Raw genomic sequence first — 16815 nt, 5'->3', positions numbered from 1 at the left:
CCGGCGCCGAAGGCGAGCACCGCGACCGCGAGGCCAGCGATCGCGAGCGGGCGGCGCGCCCGGCCGGCGGCGAGGCGCGAGGTGCCGAGCCCGACGATCGCCGACGCGAGCAGCGCCCAGGTGAGGATGTTGCCGCTCGCGATGATGTCGAAGCCGAGACCCTCGAGCGCGGTCATGACGAACGGCGCGAGGTTGGCCATCATCAGGCTGGCGAGGGCGATGATGAAGGTCGCNTCATGACGAACGGCGCGAGGTTGGCCATCATCAGGCTGGCGAGGGCGATGATGAAGGTCGCGCTCCCGTTGCGGACGGTGAGCGGGTGGCGCGGATCGGCGGCGGTGTGTGTGAGGGTCACTGGGTTCTTCTCCGGCTGCATTGGCGGGTGTTCGCTTCGACGAAGTTAATCGAAACGGTTTCGGTTAGCGAGCCAATCGTGCCCGGTGTGCGAGGATCTGTCAAGCAGCACCAACGAAGGGACCCCCGTGGCGAGACCCCGCACCGCGCGGCTCAGTCGAGAGATCATCGGCCGAGCGGCGCTCGACTACGTTGACGCCGGGCACGAGCTCCAGCTCGTGCCGCTCGCGAAACGGCTCGGCGTGAGCGTCTCCTCGCTCTACCATCACGTTGACGGCCGCGATGGGGTGATCGGCGCGCTGCGCGAGGTGCTCGCCGCCGAGTACTTCGGCCCGGTCTCCGAGCACGTCGACTGGGAGCGCCGCATTCGCAGCGAGGTGGAGCTCACCTGGCGCATGTACGCAGACCACCCGCGCGCGCTCGAACTCATGCTCACGGTGGTGATCGACGAGCCCGACGTGCTGCGGTTCTACAGCGCGCTCGCCGCAGCGCTCGGCGATGCCGGGCTGCCGGACGCGGAGATCCTCACCACGATCGAGGTGATCGACGCGTTCACGTTCGGCGCGGCGCTCGACGCGCTCTCGCCCGACACGATTCTCGACCCCGAACGCTCGGGCCCGGTGCTCGGCCCGCTGCTGCGCCGACACCCGTCGGGGGCCGAGCGCAACCGGCTCGTGTTCGACCGGGGCCTCGACTTCATCATCGCCGGCATCCGGGCGCGGGCCGCAGCGGGGGCGCAGGAGTGATCGGCTGGCTGCGGCGGCGCCGAGCGCCCGAGCCCGGCGTGCGCATCACGGACCTCACCGTGCCAGGGCCTGCGCGCGGCCGCGAGGTCGGGGTGCCGAATCGCGTCGGATCGGCCGCGGTTCCGGTGCGCGTGTACGAGCCCCCGACTGCCCCGTGGGCGACACTCGTGTGGGCGCACGGCGGCTCGTTCGTGCGCGGCACGCTCGACTGGCCGGAGGCCGACTGGGTGGCGCGGCGCTTCGCCGAGGCCGGCATGCGCGTCACCTCGGTGGACTACGCGCTCGCGGGCGAGGCGGTGCGCGCGCCAGCGCCGAGCGCCGACGTCGCCGCGGTGCTCGACTGGGTCGCCGCCCAGGACCGCGGCGCGGGATCGCTGCCGCTCGTCATGGGCGGCGCGAGCGCCGGCGCGCACCTCGCCGTGCTCGCGGCGCTGCACCGCGCCGAGGGCGCCGCGGCGGGGGACGGCCGGGCGGCCGACGCGCTGATCCTCGAGTACCCGACACTGCACCGCGTCCAGCGCGCCGACGCGGCGATCAGCGCGGCCACCGCCGGCCTGCCCGACGCGCGCCGCTTCGGGGCCGAGCGCATCGCCGAGATGTACGCGTTCTACCTGGGGTCCGTGGCGGGCGAGCCGCTCGCGCCCGGCGTGCGGGTCGCGGGCGAGCTGCCGTCCGAGCAGCTCGGGCTCCTGCCGCCCACCGTGCTCGTGCACGCCGACGCCGACGATCTCCGAGCCTCCGGCGAGCAGTTCGCCGAGCAGCTGCGCGCCGCGGGCGTTGCGGTCGCCGAGTTCGTGCAGCCGGGCACCGTGCACGGCTACATGAACCGGCCGGAGGAGCACGATCGGGCGCGCGCCGACGCGCACGCGACGATCGCGCGCTTCGTGGCCGAGCTGCGGCGGATCGTCGCGTAGCGCCGCTCAGATCATGTACTCGAGCTCGCGGTACGTGCCGCGGTAGAACAAGAGCGGGGCGCGATCCGGATCCGTTGAGATGCCGCTCACCCGCACGAGGAAGATGAGGTGGTCGCCCGCCTCGATCTCCTGGTCGATCTCGCCGGCCACCCAGCCGGTGCCGCCGTCGAGAATGGGCGCGCCGTTGCTCGGCGAGGGCGACCAGGTGACGCCCTGCCACTTGTCCGTGCCCGAGCGGGCGAACTGCCCGCTGAGGTGCTGCTGCTCGGCGCTCAGGAAGTTCACCACGACCCTGCGGTGCGCGCGCACCGCGGCCAGGCTGCGCGAGCTGCGCGCGATGGAGAAGGAGATGAGCGGCGGGTCGATGGAGACGCTGTAGAACGACTGGCAGGTGAAGCCGACCGGGCCGTCGGCGCCGTGCGTGGTGATGACGGTGACGCCCGAGGCGAAGCTGCCCATCACGTCGCGGTACGTGCGCTCGTCGAACGGCTGGGGTGTCGCGGCGGCCGTGGGGGCCGTGGGGGCCGCGGCGCTCACGCGCGCACCTCGCTGCGGTGCGCCGCGGCGAGCAGCTCGAGCTCGGTGCCGGCCCACTCGTCGAGCACCTCGGCCCTGCGGTCGAACTTCGGCGTGGGGAACGCGAGGCCGCGCGTCGGCACGCTCGCGCCGAGCTCGACGAGCAGCGGCCGGAGCGTGAACTCGACCGCGAGCGCGTGCTCCTCGGAGGCGATCGTGAAGATCGGGATCGCGGTGACGCCGGCGAGGCCGCGCGCCGGATAGCGGTCGAGGAACGCCTTCAGGAGCCCCGTGTAGCTCGCCTTGTAGGTCGGTGTTGCGATGAGCGCGATGGTGGAGCCGCGCAGCTGTTCGAGCAGCGGATCGAGCGTTGGGGCCGGCCAGGCGAAGAGCTCGTCGGCGTGGTCGATGAGGTCGACGGTGGGGTGCAGCGCCGCGCCGGTGCGCTCGGCGACGCGGCGCGCGAGCTCCTCGGCGATCTGGCGGGTGCGCGAGTGCGGTTTGGGGTTTCCGACGATGACGGAGATGGTGGACACGAGAATCCCTTTCTAGCGGCGCGCGCTGCGGCGCACGGCGCTCGTCCGTGTGTGGCGCCTGGGCGTCACGGCAGTTGGGTGTGATCCACGGTGTGGTGTCGCGGAGTGGCCGCGCGATCTCATCCCGCGGAACTGGGGCCAGTGTAGGTCGCCGGGTGCGTGCGCGGACACGGGGCGTGCAACACGGCGTAACGGTCATTCTTCGTCACATTGGTGGACAGAGTGGGGCCGGTTAACCATAAGCTCGCCGCATGTCTCCCATAACAACACCCACTTCATTCACGGTCGGGGTGGCCCTCGACGGGGCCGGCTGGCACCCCGCCGCCTGGCGTGAGCCCGACGCGCAGCCCGACGCGCTCTTCACCGCCGCCTACTGGACCGAGCTGCTGCGCACCGCCGACGCGGCCGGGCTCGACTACGCGACGCTCGACGACGCGCTCAGCTTGCAGCACGACGCGGCGCCGGGCTCCGGCGCAGGCGAGAGCGCAGCCGCCGCGCCGCGCGCCGACCGCGTCACCGGCCGCCTGGACGCGCTCCTCACCGCGAGCTGGGTCGCCCCGCGCACCGCGGGCATCGGACTGATCCCGACCGTCACGACGACGCACACCGAGCCGTTCCACGTGGCGACCGCGCTCCAGACCCTCGACCACGTGTCCGAGGGCCGCGGCGGCTGGCAGCTGCGGATCTCCGGCGACGCGGCGTCCGCCGCGGCGTTCGGCCGCCGAGCCGCGCCTGCGATCGACCTCGCCGAGGTGGTGGCCGGTCGACCCGACGCAGCGCTCGACGAGCTGCTCGACGAGGCCGCGGATGTCGCAGAGGTGGCGCGCGGGCTCTGGGGCAGCTGGGACGCCGACGCCATCATCCGCGACGCCGCGACCGGCCGCTTCCTCGACCGCGACCGCGTGCACCACATCAACTTCGCGGGGGAGCGCTTCACCGTCGCCGGCCCGTCGATCGTGCCGCGCTCGCCGCAGGGGCAGCTGCCCATCACCGTGCTCTCGCACTCGCCGCGCGTGCACGAGCTCGCCGCGCGGGCGGCCGACGCCGTGTTCGTCACCCCCGAGAGCGACTCCGTGCGCGCGGGCGCCTCCCGCGGCCTCACCGTCGCCGAGGTGATCGCGCAGGTGCGCGCCGCCGAGCGGCGTGTGGGCCGCGCGGAGTCGGGCGGCCGCGAGCCGCTGCGCATCATCGCCGACCTCGCCGTCATCTTCGACACGGCGGCAGAGCCGGCCGCGGCCCGCCTCGCACGGCTCGACGACGCAGCGGGCGAGCCGTTCGCGAGCGACGCGCGCGTCGTGGCGGGCGGCGTCGCGCACATCGCCGACGCGATCGAGCGGTGGCGCGACGCCGGCGTCGACGGGGTGCGCCTCCGCCCGCTCACCCTGCCAGGCGACCTGCGCGAAATCACCGAGACCCTGCTGCCGCTCCTGCGCGCACGCGGGATCGCCGCCGCCGATCGCTCGCCGCGCCAGCTGCGCGAGCGGCTGGGGCTCGCCCCCGCCCCGCTGCGGCGCGGCGACGCCGAGCGCACGAACGCCGAGCACACGAACACCCAGACCGAGCGAACGGAGCAGGCAGCATGAGCGCCGCATCACCGACCGGGCCGCAGCGCCAGGTCCACCTCGTCGCGCACTTCCCCGGGGTGAACAGCGCCACCGTGTGGAGCGACCCCGCCTCGGGCAGCCAGATCGACTTCGCCTCGTTCCGCCACTTCGCGCAGACCGCTGAGCGCGGGCTCTTCGACTACGTGTTCCTCGCCGAGGGGCTGCGCCTGCGCGAGCACGGCGGCAAGATCCACGACCTCGACGTCGCCGGCCGGCCGGCCACCCTCGCCGTGATCACCGCGATGGCGTCGGTCACCGAGCACATCGGTGTGGTTGGCACGCTCACGAGCACGTTCAACGAGCCGTACGAGCTCGCCAGGCAGCTCGCCACCATCGACCACCTCTCGCAGGGCCGCGTCGGCTGGAACGTGGTGACCTCGCCCGACGCGTTCCACGGCGGCAACTTCCGCCGCGGCGGCTTCCTGCCGTACGCCGAGCGGTACGCGCGCGCCGAGGAGTTCGTCGCGCTCGCGAAGGAGCTCTGGCACTCCTGGGACGCCGACGCGATCATCGCGGACCGCGCGAGCGGGCGCTTCCTCGATCCCGCGCTGGTGCGTCGCGTCGAGCACCGCGGCCCGCAGTTCGACGTGTCCGCGACGAGCACCGTGCCGCGGAGCCCGCAGGGCTTCCCCGTGATCGTGCAGGCTGGCGACTCGCCAGCCGGGCGCGACTTCGCCGCGGCGAACGCGGAGATCATCTTCTCCCGCCACACGAGCTTCGCCGACGGCCAGGCCTTCTACCGCGACGTGAAGGGCCGCCTGCCCGGAGTAGGGCGCAGCGAAGACTCGCTGCTCATTCTGCCTGGCGCGACCTTCGCCCTCGGCGACACCGACGCCGACGCCCGCGAACGCGCACGCGACATCTCGCTCGCGCAGACCAGCCCGCAGACCGCGATCGCCTGGGTGGAGGCCATCTGGGGGCACGAGCTGCCCGGCCTCGATCCCGATGGGGCGCTGCCGGACACCGAGCCGAGCGACGGGGCGCAGCGGCAGGGGCAGGTCTCCACGCAGGTGGCCGACCGGGTCGCCCGCGCCGCGCAGCTGCGCGAGCGCGCAGCGCGGGAGGGCCTCACCCTGCGGGAGCTCGTCGCCGCGGAGACGGCGCAGCACACCTTCGTCGGCTCGGCCGAGACGGTCGCCGCCGACATCGCGCACGCCGTGCAGGAGCGCGCATCCGACGGCTTCGTGCTCGTGCCGCACCTCACGCCTGGCGGGCTCGACGAGTTCGTCGACCGCGTGGTGCCCCTCCTGCAGGAGCGCGGCGTGTTCCGCACGAGCTACGAAACGGACCCCGAGACCGGGGCGACGCCAACGCTGCGCCGCACCCTCGGCCTGCCGCGGCCCCCGCACGTGCCGTGGCGGGGCGGCGAGGACGCGGTGGCCGCCGGCGACCGCGAACCAGCCGGGGCCGTCGCATGACCGCCGAGCTCGTCGTGCGGATCGTCCACCCCGGCGACCCGCTCGCGGCGCCCCTCCTCGCCGACCTCGAGCGCGAGTACGACGCGCGCTACGGCGTCGAGGTGTTCGGCGAGCCGGCATCCGTCGAGCTGAACCGCTACCCCGAGGCCGCGTTCACCGCGCCGAACGGCACGTTCCTCGTGCTGCTCGCCGGGGGAGAAGTGCTCTCCGGCGGCGCGTTCATGCGCTACGACGAGCGCACCGCCGAGTTCAAGCGCATCTGGACGCGCGCCGACGTGCGCGGCCGCGGGTTCGCGAAGCGCGTGCTCGCAGCGCTCGAGCGTGAGGCCGCCCGGCTCGGCTACGAGCGCGTGTTCCTCACCACCGGGCCCCGCCAGCCCGAGGCGGTCGCGCTCTACCTCGGCAGCGGCTACGCGCCGCAGTTCGACCCGGAACGCCCCGCCGACGAGGTCGGCGTCCACCCCTTCACCAAGGACCTCGCGCCAGGGATCCGCCCGGCGCAGCGCCCCGATCCCGCGCAGCTCACAGAGGAGACCCCAGCATGACCGTTGTCACTGACACCCCTCCCGTCGGGGTGGTGAATCGCGAACCGCGCGCCGCCGCCGAGCACGTGGTGCCCCTGCGGCACTGGTGGCGCTGGACCTTCAGCGCGATCGCCGTCTTCCTGCTCGCGCAGCTCGTGTGGACGTTCTTCTCGAACCCGCAGTGGCGCTGGCCCGTGTTCGCCGAGTACTTCTTCAACGACGCCGTGCTGCGCGGGCTCTGGCTCACGCTCTGGCTCACCGCCGTGTCCGCCGTGATCGGCTTCGTGCTCGGCGGCGTGCTCGCGCTCGCCAGGCTCTCCGGCTCAGCGCTGCTGAGCTCGTTCGCCTGGGGGTTCATCTGGTTCTTCCGCTCCGTGCCGCTCGTGGTGCAGCTGGTCATCTGGTTCAACCTCGGATACCTCTTCCCCACGCTCGGGATCGGGTGGCCGTTCAGCTACGACTTCTGGGTCGTCGAGTTCGACACCGTGCGCCTCCTCTCCTCCTCCGTCGCCGCGATCCTCGGGCTCTCGCTGCACCAGGCGGCGTACTCCGCCGAGATCATCCGCGGCGGGCTGCTGTCCGTCGACCAGGGGCAGATCGAGGCGGCGAAGGCGCTCGGGATCCCGCGCAGCAGGCGCTTCTTCCGGATCGTGCTGCCGCAGGCGGCGCGCGCGATCCTGCCGAACGCGTTCAACGAGGTGATCGGGCTCCTGAAGGGCACGTCGGTGGTCTTCATCGTCGCGCTCCCCGAGCTGTTCTACACCGTGCAGGTGATCTACAACCGCAACCAGCAGGTGGTGCCGCTGCTGCTCGTCGCCGCCGTCTGGTACACGATCTTCACCACCGTGCTGAGCGTCGCCCAGTACTACATCGAGCGCCGCTTCTCCCGCGGCACCGCGCGCGAGCTGCCGCCAACGCCGCTGCAGCGTCTCCGCCGCACCGTTCGCGCGTGGCGCGGCGACCGTGATCCCGCGCAGCTCGGGGACCCCGGGCCCGCACGCACCACGTCCCTATCCGCACACACCGTCGCAGCGCTCAACACGAGCGCGCACTGACGTCACACACCCGAAGGAGGCCAGACATGACACGCAACTCCGCGCTCGACACCCGGCCAGACACCGCGCTCGCCGACGCGCCGGCACCGGCCGATGCGTCCCAGGCCGATGTGGCCACGGCCGACGCGGTTCCGGCCGCGCCGGCCGCGGCGCCGGCCACCCCCGATCCCGCAGCCGCCACAGGCGACGGCCCGCGCACCGGGCTCGTGGAGATCACCGACGTGCACAAGTCCTACGGGCCGCACGAGGTGCTGCACGGGATCTCGCTGCGCGTGGAGCCCGGCCAGGTGATCACCCTGCTCGGGCCCTCCGGCTCGGGGAAGTCCACCCTGCTGCGCGCGATCAACCACCTCGAGACCATCGACGCCGGATCGATCACCATCGACGGCGAGTACATCGGCTACGAGCGCCGCGGCGGGGTGCTGCACGAACTCCCTGAGAAGCAGGTGCTCGAGCGGCGCACCCGCGTTGGCATGGTGTTCCAGAACTTCAACCTGTTCCCGCACCTCACCGCGCTCGAGAACATCATCGAGGCGCCCATCGGCCTGAAGCGGCTCAGCCGGGCCGACGCGATCGCCGAGGCCAGGGTGCTGCTCGCCCGTGTCGGCCTCGCCGATCGGGCCGATCACTACCCGCGGCAGCTCTCGGGCGGCCAGCAGCAGCGCGTCGCCATCGCCCGCGCGCTCGCCCTCCGACCCGACGTGCTGCTCTTCGACGAACCGACGAGCGCGCTCGATCCCGAACTCGTCGGCGAGGTGCTGAGCGTGATCCGCGATCTCGCGACCGGCGGCACCACGCTCATCATCGTGACGCACGAGATCGGCTTCGCCGCCGAGATCGCCGACCACGTCGTGTTTCTCGACGCCGGGCGCGTGGTCGAGGCCGGCCCGCCGTCGCAGGTGCTCCGCGCGCCCGAGCAGGCGCGCACCCAGGAGTTCCTCGACTGGGTGATCTGAGCCGTCCGCACTTCCGCACCACCCATCCACCATCCCGTTCCATCACACACCTGAAAGTCAGCACATGCCCTCCACCTCACGCCGCCGCGCCGGCCTCCTCCTCTCCGCCCTCACCGCGCTCGCGCTGACCGGGCTGACCGCGTGCAGCGCCGTCGTCTCGGACGCCGCGCAGGGCACCGGCGACAGCGATCCAGCCGGCGGCACCTCAGTGGCCGCCGAGTCGCCGTTCGACCTCACGAGCGCGAACGCCGACGAGCGGCCGCGCATCGATCCCATTCCCGAGGCCGTCGCGGCGCTCAAGGCCAGCGGTTTCGAGCCCGTGCAGGCCGGCAAGCTCACGGTCGCGCACTCCGCGTACGAGCCGCCGCTCGGCTTCCTCGCCGAGGACGACAACCGCACCCTGCTCGGGATCGAGCCCGACATCGCGCAGCTCGTCGCCGATGGGCTCGGGCTCGAGTACGCGCCCGAGAACGTCGCGTGGGCCGACTGGCCGCTCGGCGTCGAGTCGGGCAAGTACGACGTGGTCGTCTCGAACGTGACCGTCACCGAGGAGCGCAAGGACCTGTTCGACTTCGCCACGCACCGCAACGACGTGCTCGCGTTCTCCGTGCAGGCCGACAGCGAGATCGACTCCATCAGCGAGGCGAAGGACGTCGCCGGCCTGAAGGTCGTCGTCGGCAGCGGCACGAACCAAGAGAAGATCCTGCTCGACTGGTTCGCGCAGAACGAGCAGAACGGCCTGCCGGCCGGCGAGCCCGTCTACTTCGACGACAACGCAGCGGCGCAGCTCGCGCTCGCCTCGGGCCGCGTCGACGCGCTCTTCGGCCCGAACCCCACCGCTGCGTTCGCCGCCGCCGTGAGCGGCGAGTCGAAGGTGGTGGGCACGCTGAACGGCGGCTTCCCCGAGAACGCGCAGATCGGCGTGACCACCGCGAAGGGCAACGGCCTCATCGATCCCGTCGCGATCGTGCTCAACGCGATCATCGAGGACGGCACCTACGCGACGGCGCTCGAGCGGTGGGACCTGAGCGACGAGGCGGTCGCGGAGTCGCTCGTCAACCCGCCAGGGCTGCCCCGCCCGTAACCCGCCACTGCCCCCTGGCCGGGGCCGTCCTCCGCGGCGGCCCCGGCCGGGGCGCACCACTCGACGACTGAGCTGAAGGAGCCACATGACCACCCCAGTGACCACCCGTCCAGCGCGCCGCCTCGGGGCGGCGGCCACCCTCGCACTCGGGCTCGCCGGGCTCGCCGGGCTCGCCGGCTGCAGCGCCGCCGGCGCCCCGGCCGCCCCAGCGCCCGCCGCCGAGTCGACCGCGGGGGCCGAGGCGCCCTTCGACCTCACCACCGGCAACCTCGACACCCGCCCGCACATCGAGCCGGTGCCCGAGGCGGTCGCCGCGCTCGAGGAGAGCGGGTTCAGCCCCGTGCAGGCCGGCAAGCTCACGATCGCGCTGGGCGGCGCCGGTTCGCCGCCCACCTCGTTCTTCGCCGAGGACGACGCCCAGACCATCATCGGCAGCGACGCCGACTTCGCGTCGCTGATCGCCGAGGGGCTCGGGCTCACGTACACGCCGGAGAACGTGGCGTGGGCGGACTGGCCGCTCGGCATCGAGTCGGGCAAGTACGACCTCGCGCTCACGAACATCGGGGTGACCGAGGAGCGCAAGGAGCTCTTCGACTTCGCGACGTACCGGGACGCGGTGATGGGGTTCTCGGTTGCCTCCTCCTCGGAGATATCTGAAATTTCGGAGCCGAAGGATGTGTCGGGTCTCCGCGTCATCGTCGGCAGCGGAACGAACCAGGAGAAGTTCCTGCTCGACTGGTTTGCGCAGAACGAGGCCGCGGGCATCGCGCCAGGCGAGGCGGTGTACTACGAGGACTCGGCCGCCGGCTCGCTCGCGCTCAGCTCGGGCCGCGCAGACGTCAGCATCGACCCGCACGCGCTCGCGAAGTTCCGCGAGACCACGCTCGGCGAGACGCGCGTGGTCGGCAGCTTCAACAGCGCGTACCCCGTGAACGGTGAGGTGGGCGCCGTCACCGCGAAGGGCAACGGGCTCATTGAGCCGGTCAGCCTCGTCATCCAGTCGCTGATCGAGTCAGGCACCTACGACGAGGTGCTCGACCGCTGGGGGCAGGACGAGGAAGCCATCGCCGAGTCGCTGATCAACCCGCCCGGCCTGCCGAAGCCATGACGCTGGGGAGTGCTGGCGGCGCTGCGCACACGGACCGCGCGCTCGGGATCGAGGCGCACGCCGAGCGCGAGGCCGTCGAGGTGGTCTGCGTCGGGGCCGGCCCGGCCGCCGTGATGCTGCTGGAGCGCATCATCGCGAGCCACGCCCGCGACCGCGCGGCGCTGCCGCTCCACATCCGGCTGGTCGACCCGCACCGGCCGGGCGGCGGCCGCATCTGGCGGCGCGAGCAGTCGCCCCTGCTGAAGCTCAACTCGATGCTCCGCGACGTGGCATTCTTCACGGATCCGTCGTGCCAGCTCGACGGTCCGGTCGCCCCAGGCCCCTCGCTCGCCGAGTGGGTGGCCGGGGTGCGCGATGGGCGGTTCCCGGTCCCGGAGTGGGCCGACGAGCTGCTGCGGCGCGAGATCGCCGAGATCGCCGACGACGGGTTCCCGACGCGGCGCCTGAACAACGCCTACCTCGGGTGGGCGGTCGAGGAGACGCTCCGCCGCGCGGCGTCCACGGTGCGGGTGAGCTGGGTGGCCGACACCGCGGTGGCGGTGGCGGACGCTGACGGAGCGCGCGGCGGCGCGGCCGGCGCGGCGACCGGCGGTGGCGCGCGGCACGCCGTGCAGCTGGCTTCGGGGCGGACGCTGCTCGCCGACCTGGTGATCTACGCGCTCGGGCACGCGGGGACCGACCCGTCGGCCGACACGATCCGGCTCGCCGAATTCGCGCGTGCGCACGACCTCACGTACGTGCCCCCGGCATTCACCGCAGATGTCGATTTCTCCGAGGTTTCGGCGGGGGCCGACGTGATCGTCCGCGGCATGGGGCTCGCCGCGATCGACCTCAGCGTGCTCCTCGCCGAGGGGCGCGGGGGCCGCTTCGCGCGGCGCGCCGACGGGACGCTCGGCTACACGCCGAGCGGACGCGAGCCGGTGCTGCACTTCGCGTCGCGCCGCGGGGTTCCGTACCGATCGAAGATCACCAGCCAGGTGGTGGGCGAGGCCGTGCGACTCGAGTACCTCGGCGCGGAGTTCCACGCGGCCGTCGCGTCGCGCAGCGAGCCGCTCGACTTCGCACGCGACGCGTGGCCGCTCATCTCAGCCGAACTGCTCACCGGCTACTACCGCGAACTGTTCACCGGCCACCCCGCGCGAGTGACCGACACCTGGGAGGTGTTCGCGCCGCGGCTGCGCGCGGCCATCGCTGAGCCGGAGCCCGGCACGCGCGACGAGGCCATCGCCGAACTGATCCGCACCACCGTGCCAGATCCGCGCGACCGCTTCGACCTCGCGGCGTTCGACCACCCGCTCCGCTTTCTCCCCGAGGAGCTGCAGCGCGCCGCGCCGACCGCGGCAGCTGACGATGTGCACGAGCGCGTGCTCGCGCACATCGCGGAGGACCTGCGCCTCCGCACCCAACCGGAGAACAGCGCGACGCAGGCCCTCTTCCTCACTGGACTGTACGCGTTCCTCGCACTCGCCGAGGTGGCCCCGGACCGCTGGAACGCGCACAGCCGCACCCGCGCGCTCCCGCGCCGCTGGGCGAGCTACTTCAGCTACCTCGCGAGCGGCCCGCCAGGGCACCGGCTCGAGGAGCTCAGCGCGCTCGCCGAGGCCGGCGTGGTGCGCTTCCTCGGCGGCGACGTCGAACTCGAGGCCGACGCCGAGGCCGGGCTCTTCCGCGCGGTCGGCCGCGCGGTGACGGGGGTGACCCCCTCCGGCGCCCCGGTGAGCGCGCGGGCGGAAGCCGCGGCAGCGATCCTGATCGATGCGTGGCTCCCCGAAGCGCGTGCGGCAGTGAGCGACAACCCGCTGCTCAGGCAGCTCGTGGCGAGCGGCAGGGTGCGCGAACTCGCGGTGCCGGATCCGCGGGGCGGCGCCGTCGAGACGACCGGGCAGATCGAGGCGGCCCCCGACGGGAGCCTGCCGGGGGCGCCGCGTCAGTTCGCGCTCGGGCCGTTCGTCGCCGGTCTCACGGGCGGCGCGTTCACCCGGCCGGGCATCAACTCGCTGCCGTTCCGGGTGCACGACCGCTGCGCACGCGCGGTGCTCGAGGCGGCAGCCGAGGTGTGGGCTGAGCGCGCCGAGCACCCGCGCGAGCTCGTGTCGAGCGGCGCTGCCGCTACTTCGGGAGCGTGACGCCCGGGCGCAGCTCGCCGGCCTCCACCCGCACCGGGAGTCGGTTCTCGGGCGGCGGGAACGGGCAGGTCGCGCTCGCGGAGTACGCGCACGGCGGGTTCGTGGTGCGGGTGAAATCGATGCGAACGGTGTCGGCATCCACAAGCTCGACGTCGACGAAGCGCGCCGACGGGAACGTCAGGTCCGCGCCGCTCGCGTCGGCGTAGATCGCGCGCAGGTCATCGTTCTCCGCCGAACCGAACAGGGTGAGCGAGAGCTCCTGGCCCCCGAGCGTGAACTCGGCGGTGCCGGGGGAGGTGAACGCCTGCGTGCGATCCGGCCCTGCAGCAGACGACACCTCAACCGTGTCGCGCTGGGCGGGCACGAAGCGGCCCGTCACCACCCACTCCTCGCTCGGCGGGAACGTTGCGGTGCCGGTGTAGCCGGTGCGATCCGGCGAACCGGGATCCCGCGGGCGCACGATGATGCCGCCGCTGCGCGCCGCGACCTCGAGCTGCACCTCGCCCCAGGCGAGCGCGGTGCCCTCGGTGCCGGTCAGCGGGCCGAGCTGCGTGGTGCCGGAGATGGGCTCGCCCGCGCGGGTCACGCCGTCGGCCTCGGTGAGCTCAACCGTCACGAGGCCGGCCCGGTCGGCCGACCAGAGGCCGGGCAGATCCGGCAGGGATTGCGGCTCGGCGCTCAGCCAGTGCATCGCGGTGGGGCTCAGCGGCCCGTACGGCGCGGTGCGCGCGGACTCGACGCTCGCGTGCCAGGCGGCGTGGGCGTCGGTGAACGGGGTCGGCTCGTGCTCGGACATCTTGCTCCCTACGACTTCGTGGACCCCCAGCACATCACGAACGGGTGGGAATCGGGTCAATATGACCGGAGGTTTCGCTGGGGGCGTGCCGCGCAGCAGAATGGGCTCATGAGTCTCGCGCATCCCGGAACCCTGACCGGCCGCCTCGTCACCCTCGAGCCGCTGTCGCACGACCACCATGACGGCCTCGTCGACGCCGTGCGCGACGGCGAGCTGTGGAACCTCTGGTACACGCTCGTGCCGCAGCCCGAGCAGATGTCGGCGGAGATTCGGCGTCGGCTCGAGTTGCAGGAGCAGGGCAGCATGATCGCGTTCACCGCGCGCCGCACCGACACCGGGCAGGTCATCGGCATGACCACGTTCATGAACATCGAGGCCGAGGTGCCGCGCGTCGAGATTGGTTCCACGTGGAACGCTGCGAGCGCGCAGGGCACCGGGACGAACCCCGAGTCCAAACTGCTGCTGCTCGGCCACGCCTTCGACGTGTGGGACTGCCCGGCCGTCGAGTTCCGCACCGACTTCCACAATCACCAGTCGCGGGCGGCGATCGCGCGGCTCGGGGCGAAGCAGGACGGCATCCTCCGCGCGCACCGGCGCGCGCCAGGGTACCTGCGCGACACCGTGGTCTTCTCGATCACGCAGCCCGAGTGGCCCGGCGTGCGGCGGGGCCTCGAGCACCGGCTGGCGCGCTACACGGCGGCCCTCGACGACCCGTCGGCGGGCCTCCGGCTGGGGTAGCTGGCGCGCCCCTCCTCCCGCCTCCCCGGCGCCCCTCCCGCCTCCCACCCCCCCCGGATCGGGGTCACTTGGGCAGGGTGTCGCGCCGCTGAGCTCGCCAACACCCTGCCCAAGTGACCCCGATCCGGGGGGCTATTCAGCGGGGCGCGGCGACGGCGCGGCGCGCCCGCGCGGTAGTCATCGCAGGAACGCGGCGGCGACGCCGGAGTCGACCGGGATGTGGAGGCCGGTGGTGCGGGTCAGCTCCGGGCCGGTGAGCACGTACACGGCGTCCGCGACGTTCTCCGGAACGACCTCCCGCTTCAGGATCGTGCGGTTCGCGTAGAACTGGCCGAGGTCCTCCTCGTTGACGCCGTAGGTTGCGGCGCGGTTCGCGCCCCAGCCGGAGGCGAAGATGCCGGATCCGCGCACCACGCCGTCGGGGTTGATGCCGTTGACGCGGATCCCGTGCTCGCCGAGCTCGACGGCGAGCAGTCGCACCTGGTGCGCCTGGTCAGCCTTGGTGGCCGAGTACGCGATGTTGTTCGGGCCCGCGAAGACGCTGTTCTTCGACGAGATGTAGATTACGTCGCCGCCCATGCCCTGCGCGATCATCGCGCGCGCCGCGGCCTGCGAGACGAGGAACGAGCCCTTCGCCATGACGTCGTGCTGCAGGTTCCAGTCCTGTTCGGTCGTGTCGAGCAGCGGCTTCGAGAGTGAGAGGCCGGCGTTGTTGACCACGAGGTCGATGCCGCCGAACGCGAGCACTGCAGCGTCGACCGCAGCCTGCACCGCCGCGGCATCCGCGACGTTCGCTGCGACGCCGATGGCCACGTCGGTGCTGCCGAGCTCGGCAGCGGCGGCCTGGGCCTTCTCGAGATCGAGATCGGCGACGACGACGCAGGCGCCCTCCGCCGCGAGGCGCGTGGCGATCGCCTTGCCGATGCCGGACGCTGCTCCCGTGACGAACGCGATCCTGCCCTGGTGTGACTTCGGCTTCGGGAGCCGCTGCAGCTTCGCTTCCTCGAGCGCCCAGTACTCGATGCGGAACTTCTCCGCGTCACTGATCGGGGCGTAGCTCGAGAGCGACTCGGCGCCGCGCATCACGTTGATGGCGTTGACGTAGAACTCGCCTGCGACGCGCGCCGTCTGCTTGTTCGCGCCGAAGCTGAACATGCCGACACCTGGCACGAGCACGATGAGGGGATCGGCGCCGCGCATCGCGGGCGACGCGTCATCGGCGTGTGCCTCGTAGTACGCACGGTAGTCGGCGCGGTACGCCTCGTGCAGCTCGCCGAGGCGGGCCGTCTGCTCCTCCAGCGTCGCGGTGGCTGGGAGGTCGAGCACCAGCGGCTTCACCTTCGTGCGCAGGAAGTGGTCGGGGCAACTCGTGCCGAGCGCCGCGAGCGGCGCGAGCTTCTCGCTCGCCAGGAAGTCGAGCACCTCAGCGCTGTCCGTGAAGTGGCCCACCATCGGCTTGTCGTGCGAGGCGATGCCGCGGATCACGGGTGCGAGCTGCGCGGCGCGCGCGTGACGCTCCGCCGCGGGCAGCGCTTCGAAACCGGGGACGGTCGCCCCGAACGGCTGCGGGCTGCCGTGCTCGGCGATGTACGCGGCCGCCGTGTCGATGATCCAGAGCGAGTTGCGCTCGCACTCCTCGCTCGTGTCGCCCCACGCGGTGATGCCGTGCCCGCCGAGGATGCAGCCGACCGCCTCGGGATGCTCGGCCTTGATCGCGGCGATGTCGAGCCCGAGCTGGAAGCCGGGCCGACGCCAGGGCACCCAGACCACCGCGCCGCCGAAGATCGTCGCGGTGAGGGCCTCACCGTCCGCTGCGGTGGCGATGGCGATGCCCGAGTCTGGGTGGAGGTGGTCGACGTGCGCGGCATCGACGAGGCCGTGCATTGCGGTGTCGATCGAGGGGGTCGCTCCGCCCTTCCCGTGCAGGCAGTAGTCGAGCGCCGCGACCATCTCGTCCTCGCGGTCGACACCGGGGTAGACGGCGGTGAGCGCGCGGAGGCGATCAATGCGCAGCGCGGAGAGCCCGGCGGGGGTGAGCGTGCCGAGGTCGCCGCCCGAGCCCTTCACCCACATGAGCTCGACGGTCTCGCCGGTGACGGGATCGGCGGCAGGACCCTTCGCCGAGGTGTTGCCCCCGGCGAAGTTCGTGTTCTTCTTGTCAGCGCCCAGGCGGTTCGAGCGCGAGATGAGGTCGTCGACGGTGACGGGGGCGGTGGGTGACATGCTGGGCCTTTCGGTGGGCGGAAACTCAGCACCACCCTACGTCCCAACGCTTACGAAGGCAAGCATTTTGACTTTCGTTTGAAAGTCATACTTGCTGCCTCGAAAGCTCGCATGTGT

At 72.5% G+C, this 16815-nt stretch carries 15 protein-coding genes and 1 pseudogene; 11 read left to right on the top strand and 5 right to left on the bottom strand.

Going from position 1 to position 16815, the window contains the following annotated elements; translation table 11 throughout:
• Positions 1-200 (bottom strand): annotated as a pseudogene (locus EGM46_RS14970) (MFS transporter); the annotation flags it as partial.
• A gap of 282 nt (positions 201-482) precedes the next feature.
• Here EGM46_RS14970 and EGM46_RS06975 point away from each other — a divergent pair.
• Together EGM46_RS06975 and EGM46_RS06970 are read left to right on the top strand one after the other, a co-directional pair.
• Positions 483-1100: a TetR/AcrR family transcriptional regulator gene (locus EGM46_RS06975; RefSeq protein ID WP_125099432.1), complete on the top strand. Its 618-nt coding sequence runs from the start codon at positions 483-485 to the stop codon at positions 1098-1100.
• Positions 1097-2014, top strand: coding sequence for an alpha/beta hydrolase (locus EGM46_RS06970; protein ID WP_125099431.1), 918 nt, complete (start codon positions 1097-1099; stop codon positions 2012-2014). Before EGM46_RS06975 ends, EGM46_RS06970 begins: the two co-directional genes overlap by 4 nt.
• Before the next feature lie 6 nt (positions 2015-2020).
• Here EGM46_RS06970 and EGM46_RS06965 read toward each other — a convergent pair whose 3' ends face one another.
• Both EGM46_RS06965 and EGM46_RS06960 read right to left on the bottom strand, forming a co-directional pair.
• The gene (locus tag EGM46_RS06965) at positions 2021-2551 is read right to left on the bottom strand and encodes a flavin reductase family protein (RefSeq protein WP_241156224.1); all 531 of its coding nucleotides are present in this window, start codon (positions 2549-2551) and stop codon (positions 2021-2023) included.
• Complete coding sequence (locus EGM46_RS06960) at positions 2548-3066, bottom strand: NADPH-dependent FMN reductase (protein ID WP_125099430.1); 519 nt, start codon at positions 3064-3066, stop codon at positions 2548-2550. Before EGM46_RS06960 ends, EGM46_RS06965 begins: the two co-directional genes overlap by 4 nt.
• A gap of 251 nt (positions 3067-3317) precedes the next feature.
• Here EGM46_RS06960 and EGM46_RS06955 point away from each other — a divergent pair, with 251 nt between their 5' ends.
• The 8 genes from EGM46_RS06955 to EGM46_RS06920 all read left to right on the top strand — a co-directional run bounded on the left by EGM46_RS06955 (position 3318) and on the right by EGM46_RS06920 (position 12941).
• Positions 3318-4649, top strand: a complete 1332-nt coding sequence (locus EGM46_RS06955; RefSeq protein WP_125099429.1) for an LLM class flavin-dependent oxidoreductase — start codon at positions 3318-3320, stop codon at positions 4647-4649.
• Complete coding sequence (locus EGM46_RS06950) at positions 4646-6088, top strand: NtaA/DmoA family FMN-dependent monooxygenase (RefSeq protein ID WP_125099428.1); 1443 nt, start codon at positions 4646-4648, stop codon at positions 6086-6088. The genes EGM46_RS06955 and EGM46_RS06950 overlap by 4 nt, the downstream gene beginning before the upstream one ends.
• Complete coding sequence (locus EGM46_RS06945; RefSeq protein WP_125099427.1) at positions 6085-6633, top strand: GNAT family N-acetyltransferase; 549 nt, start codon at positions 6085-6087, stop codon at positions 6631-6633. The genes EGM46_RS06950 and EGM46_RS06945 overlap by 4 nt, the downstream gene beginning before the upstream one ends.
• Positions 6630-7667: an amino acid ABC transporter permease gene (locus EGM46_RS06940; protein ID WP_241156223.1), complete on the top strand. Its 1038-nt coding sequence runs from the start codon at positions 6630-6632 to the stop codon at positions 7665-7667. The genes EGM46_RS06945 and EGM46_RS06940 overlap by 4 nt, the downstream gene beginning before the upstream one ends.
• Before the next feature lie 26 nt (positions 7668-7693).
• Positions 7694-8623 carry an amino acid ABC transporter ATP-binding protein gene (locus EGM46_RS06935; protein ID WP_125099426.1) on the top strand — a complete coding sequence of 310 codons (930 nt, stop codon included), beginning with the start codon at positions 7694-7696 and terminating at the stop codon, positions 8621-8623.
• Between the two features lie 64 nt (positions 8624-8687).
• On the top strand, positions 8688-9707 hold the full coding sequence (locus EGM46_RS06930; protein ID WP_125099425.1) for an ABC transporter substrate-binding protein: 1020 nt from the start codon (positions 8688-8690) through the stop codon (positions 9705-9707).
• 85 nt (positions 9708-9792) lie between these two features.
• Positions 9793-10815 carry a transporter substrate-binding domain-containing protein gene (locus EGM46_RS06925; RefSeq protein ID WP_125099424.1) on the top strand — a complete coding sequence of 341 codons (1023 nt, stop codon included), beginning with the start codon at positions 9793-9795 and terminating at the stop codon, positions 10813-10815.
• Positions 10812-12941 (top strand): FAD/NAD(P)-binding protein, encoded by a 2130-nt coding sequence (locus EGM46_RS06920; RefSeq protein ID WP_125099423.1) that lies wholly within the window; start codon positions 10812-10814, stop codon positions 12939-12941. Before EGM46_RS06925 ends, EGM46_RS06920 begins: the two co-directional genes overlap by 4 nt.
• On the opposite strand, the gene EGM46_RS06915 is transcribed toward EGM46_RS06920, so the two are convergent.
• Entirely contained in the window at positions 12925-13737 is an 813-nt protein-coding gene (locus tag EGM46_RS06915; RefSeq protein WP_164512832.1) for a DUF1684 domain-containing protein, read from the bottom strand. The two genes, EGM46_RS06920 and EGM46_RS06915, sit on opposite strands and share 17 nt — an antisense overlap.
• 108 nt (positions 13738-13845) lie before the next feature.
• Here EGM46_RS06915 and EGM46_RS06910 point away from each other — a divergent pair, with 108 nt between their 5' ends.
• On the top strand, positions 13846-14475 hold the full coding sequence (locus tag EGM46_RS06910) for a GNAT family N-acetyltransferase (RefSeq protein WP_125099421.1): 630 nt from the start codon (positions 13846-13848) through the stop codon (positions 14473-14475).
• Positions 14476-14652: 177 nt separating this feature from the next.
• Here the strand turns inward: EGM46_RS06910 and EGM46_RS06905 are convergent, their stop codons facing one another.
• The gene (locus EGM46_RS06905) at positions 14653-16698 is read right to left on the bottom strand and encodes a bifunctional aldolase/short-chain dehydrogenase (protein ID WP_125099420.1); all 2046 of its coding nucleotides are present in this window, start codon (positions 16696-16698) and stop codon (positions 14653-14655) included.
• Positions 16699-16815 lie beyond the last annotated feature (117 nt).

Origin of the sequence: Leucobacter chromiireducens (genome assembly GCF_003917135.1) — a bacterium.
Taxonomy (GTDB): domain Bacteria; phylum Actinomycetota; class Actinomycetes; order Actinomycetales; family Microbacteriaceae; genus Leucobacter; species Leucobacter chromiireducens_A.
This window is presented reverse-complemented; position numbering and strand designations above follow the sequence as displayed.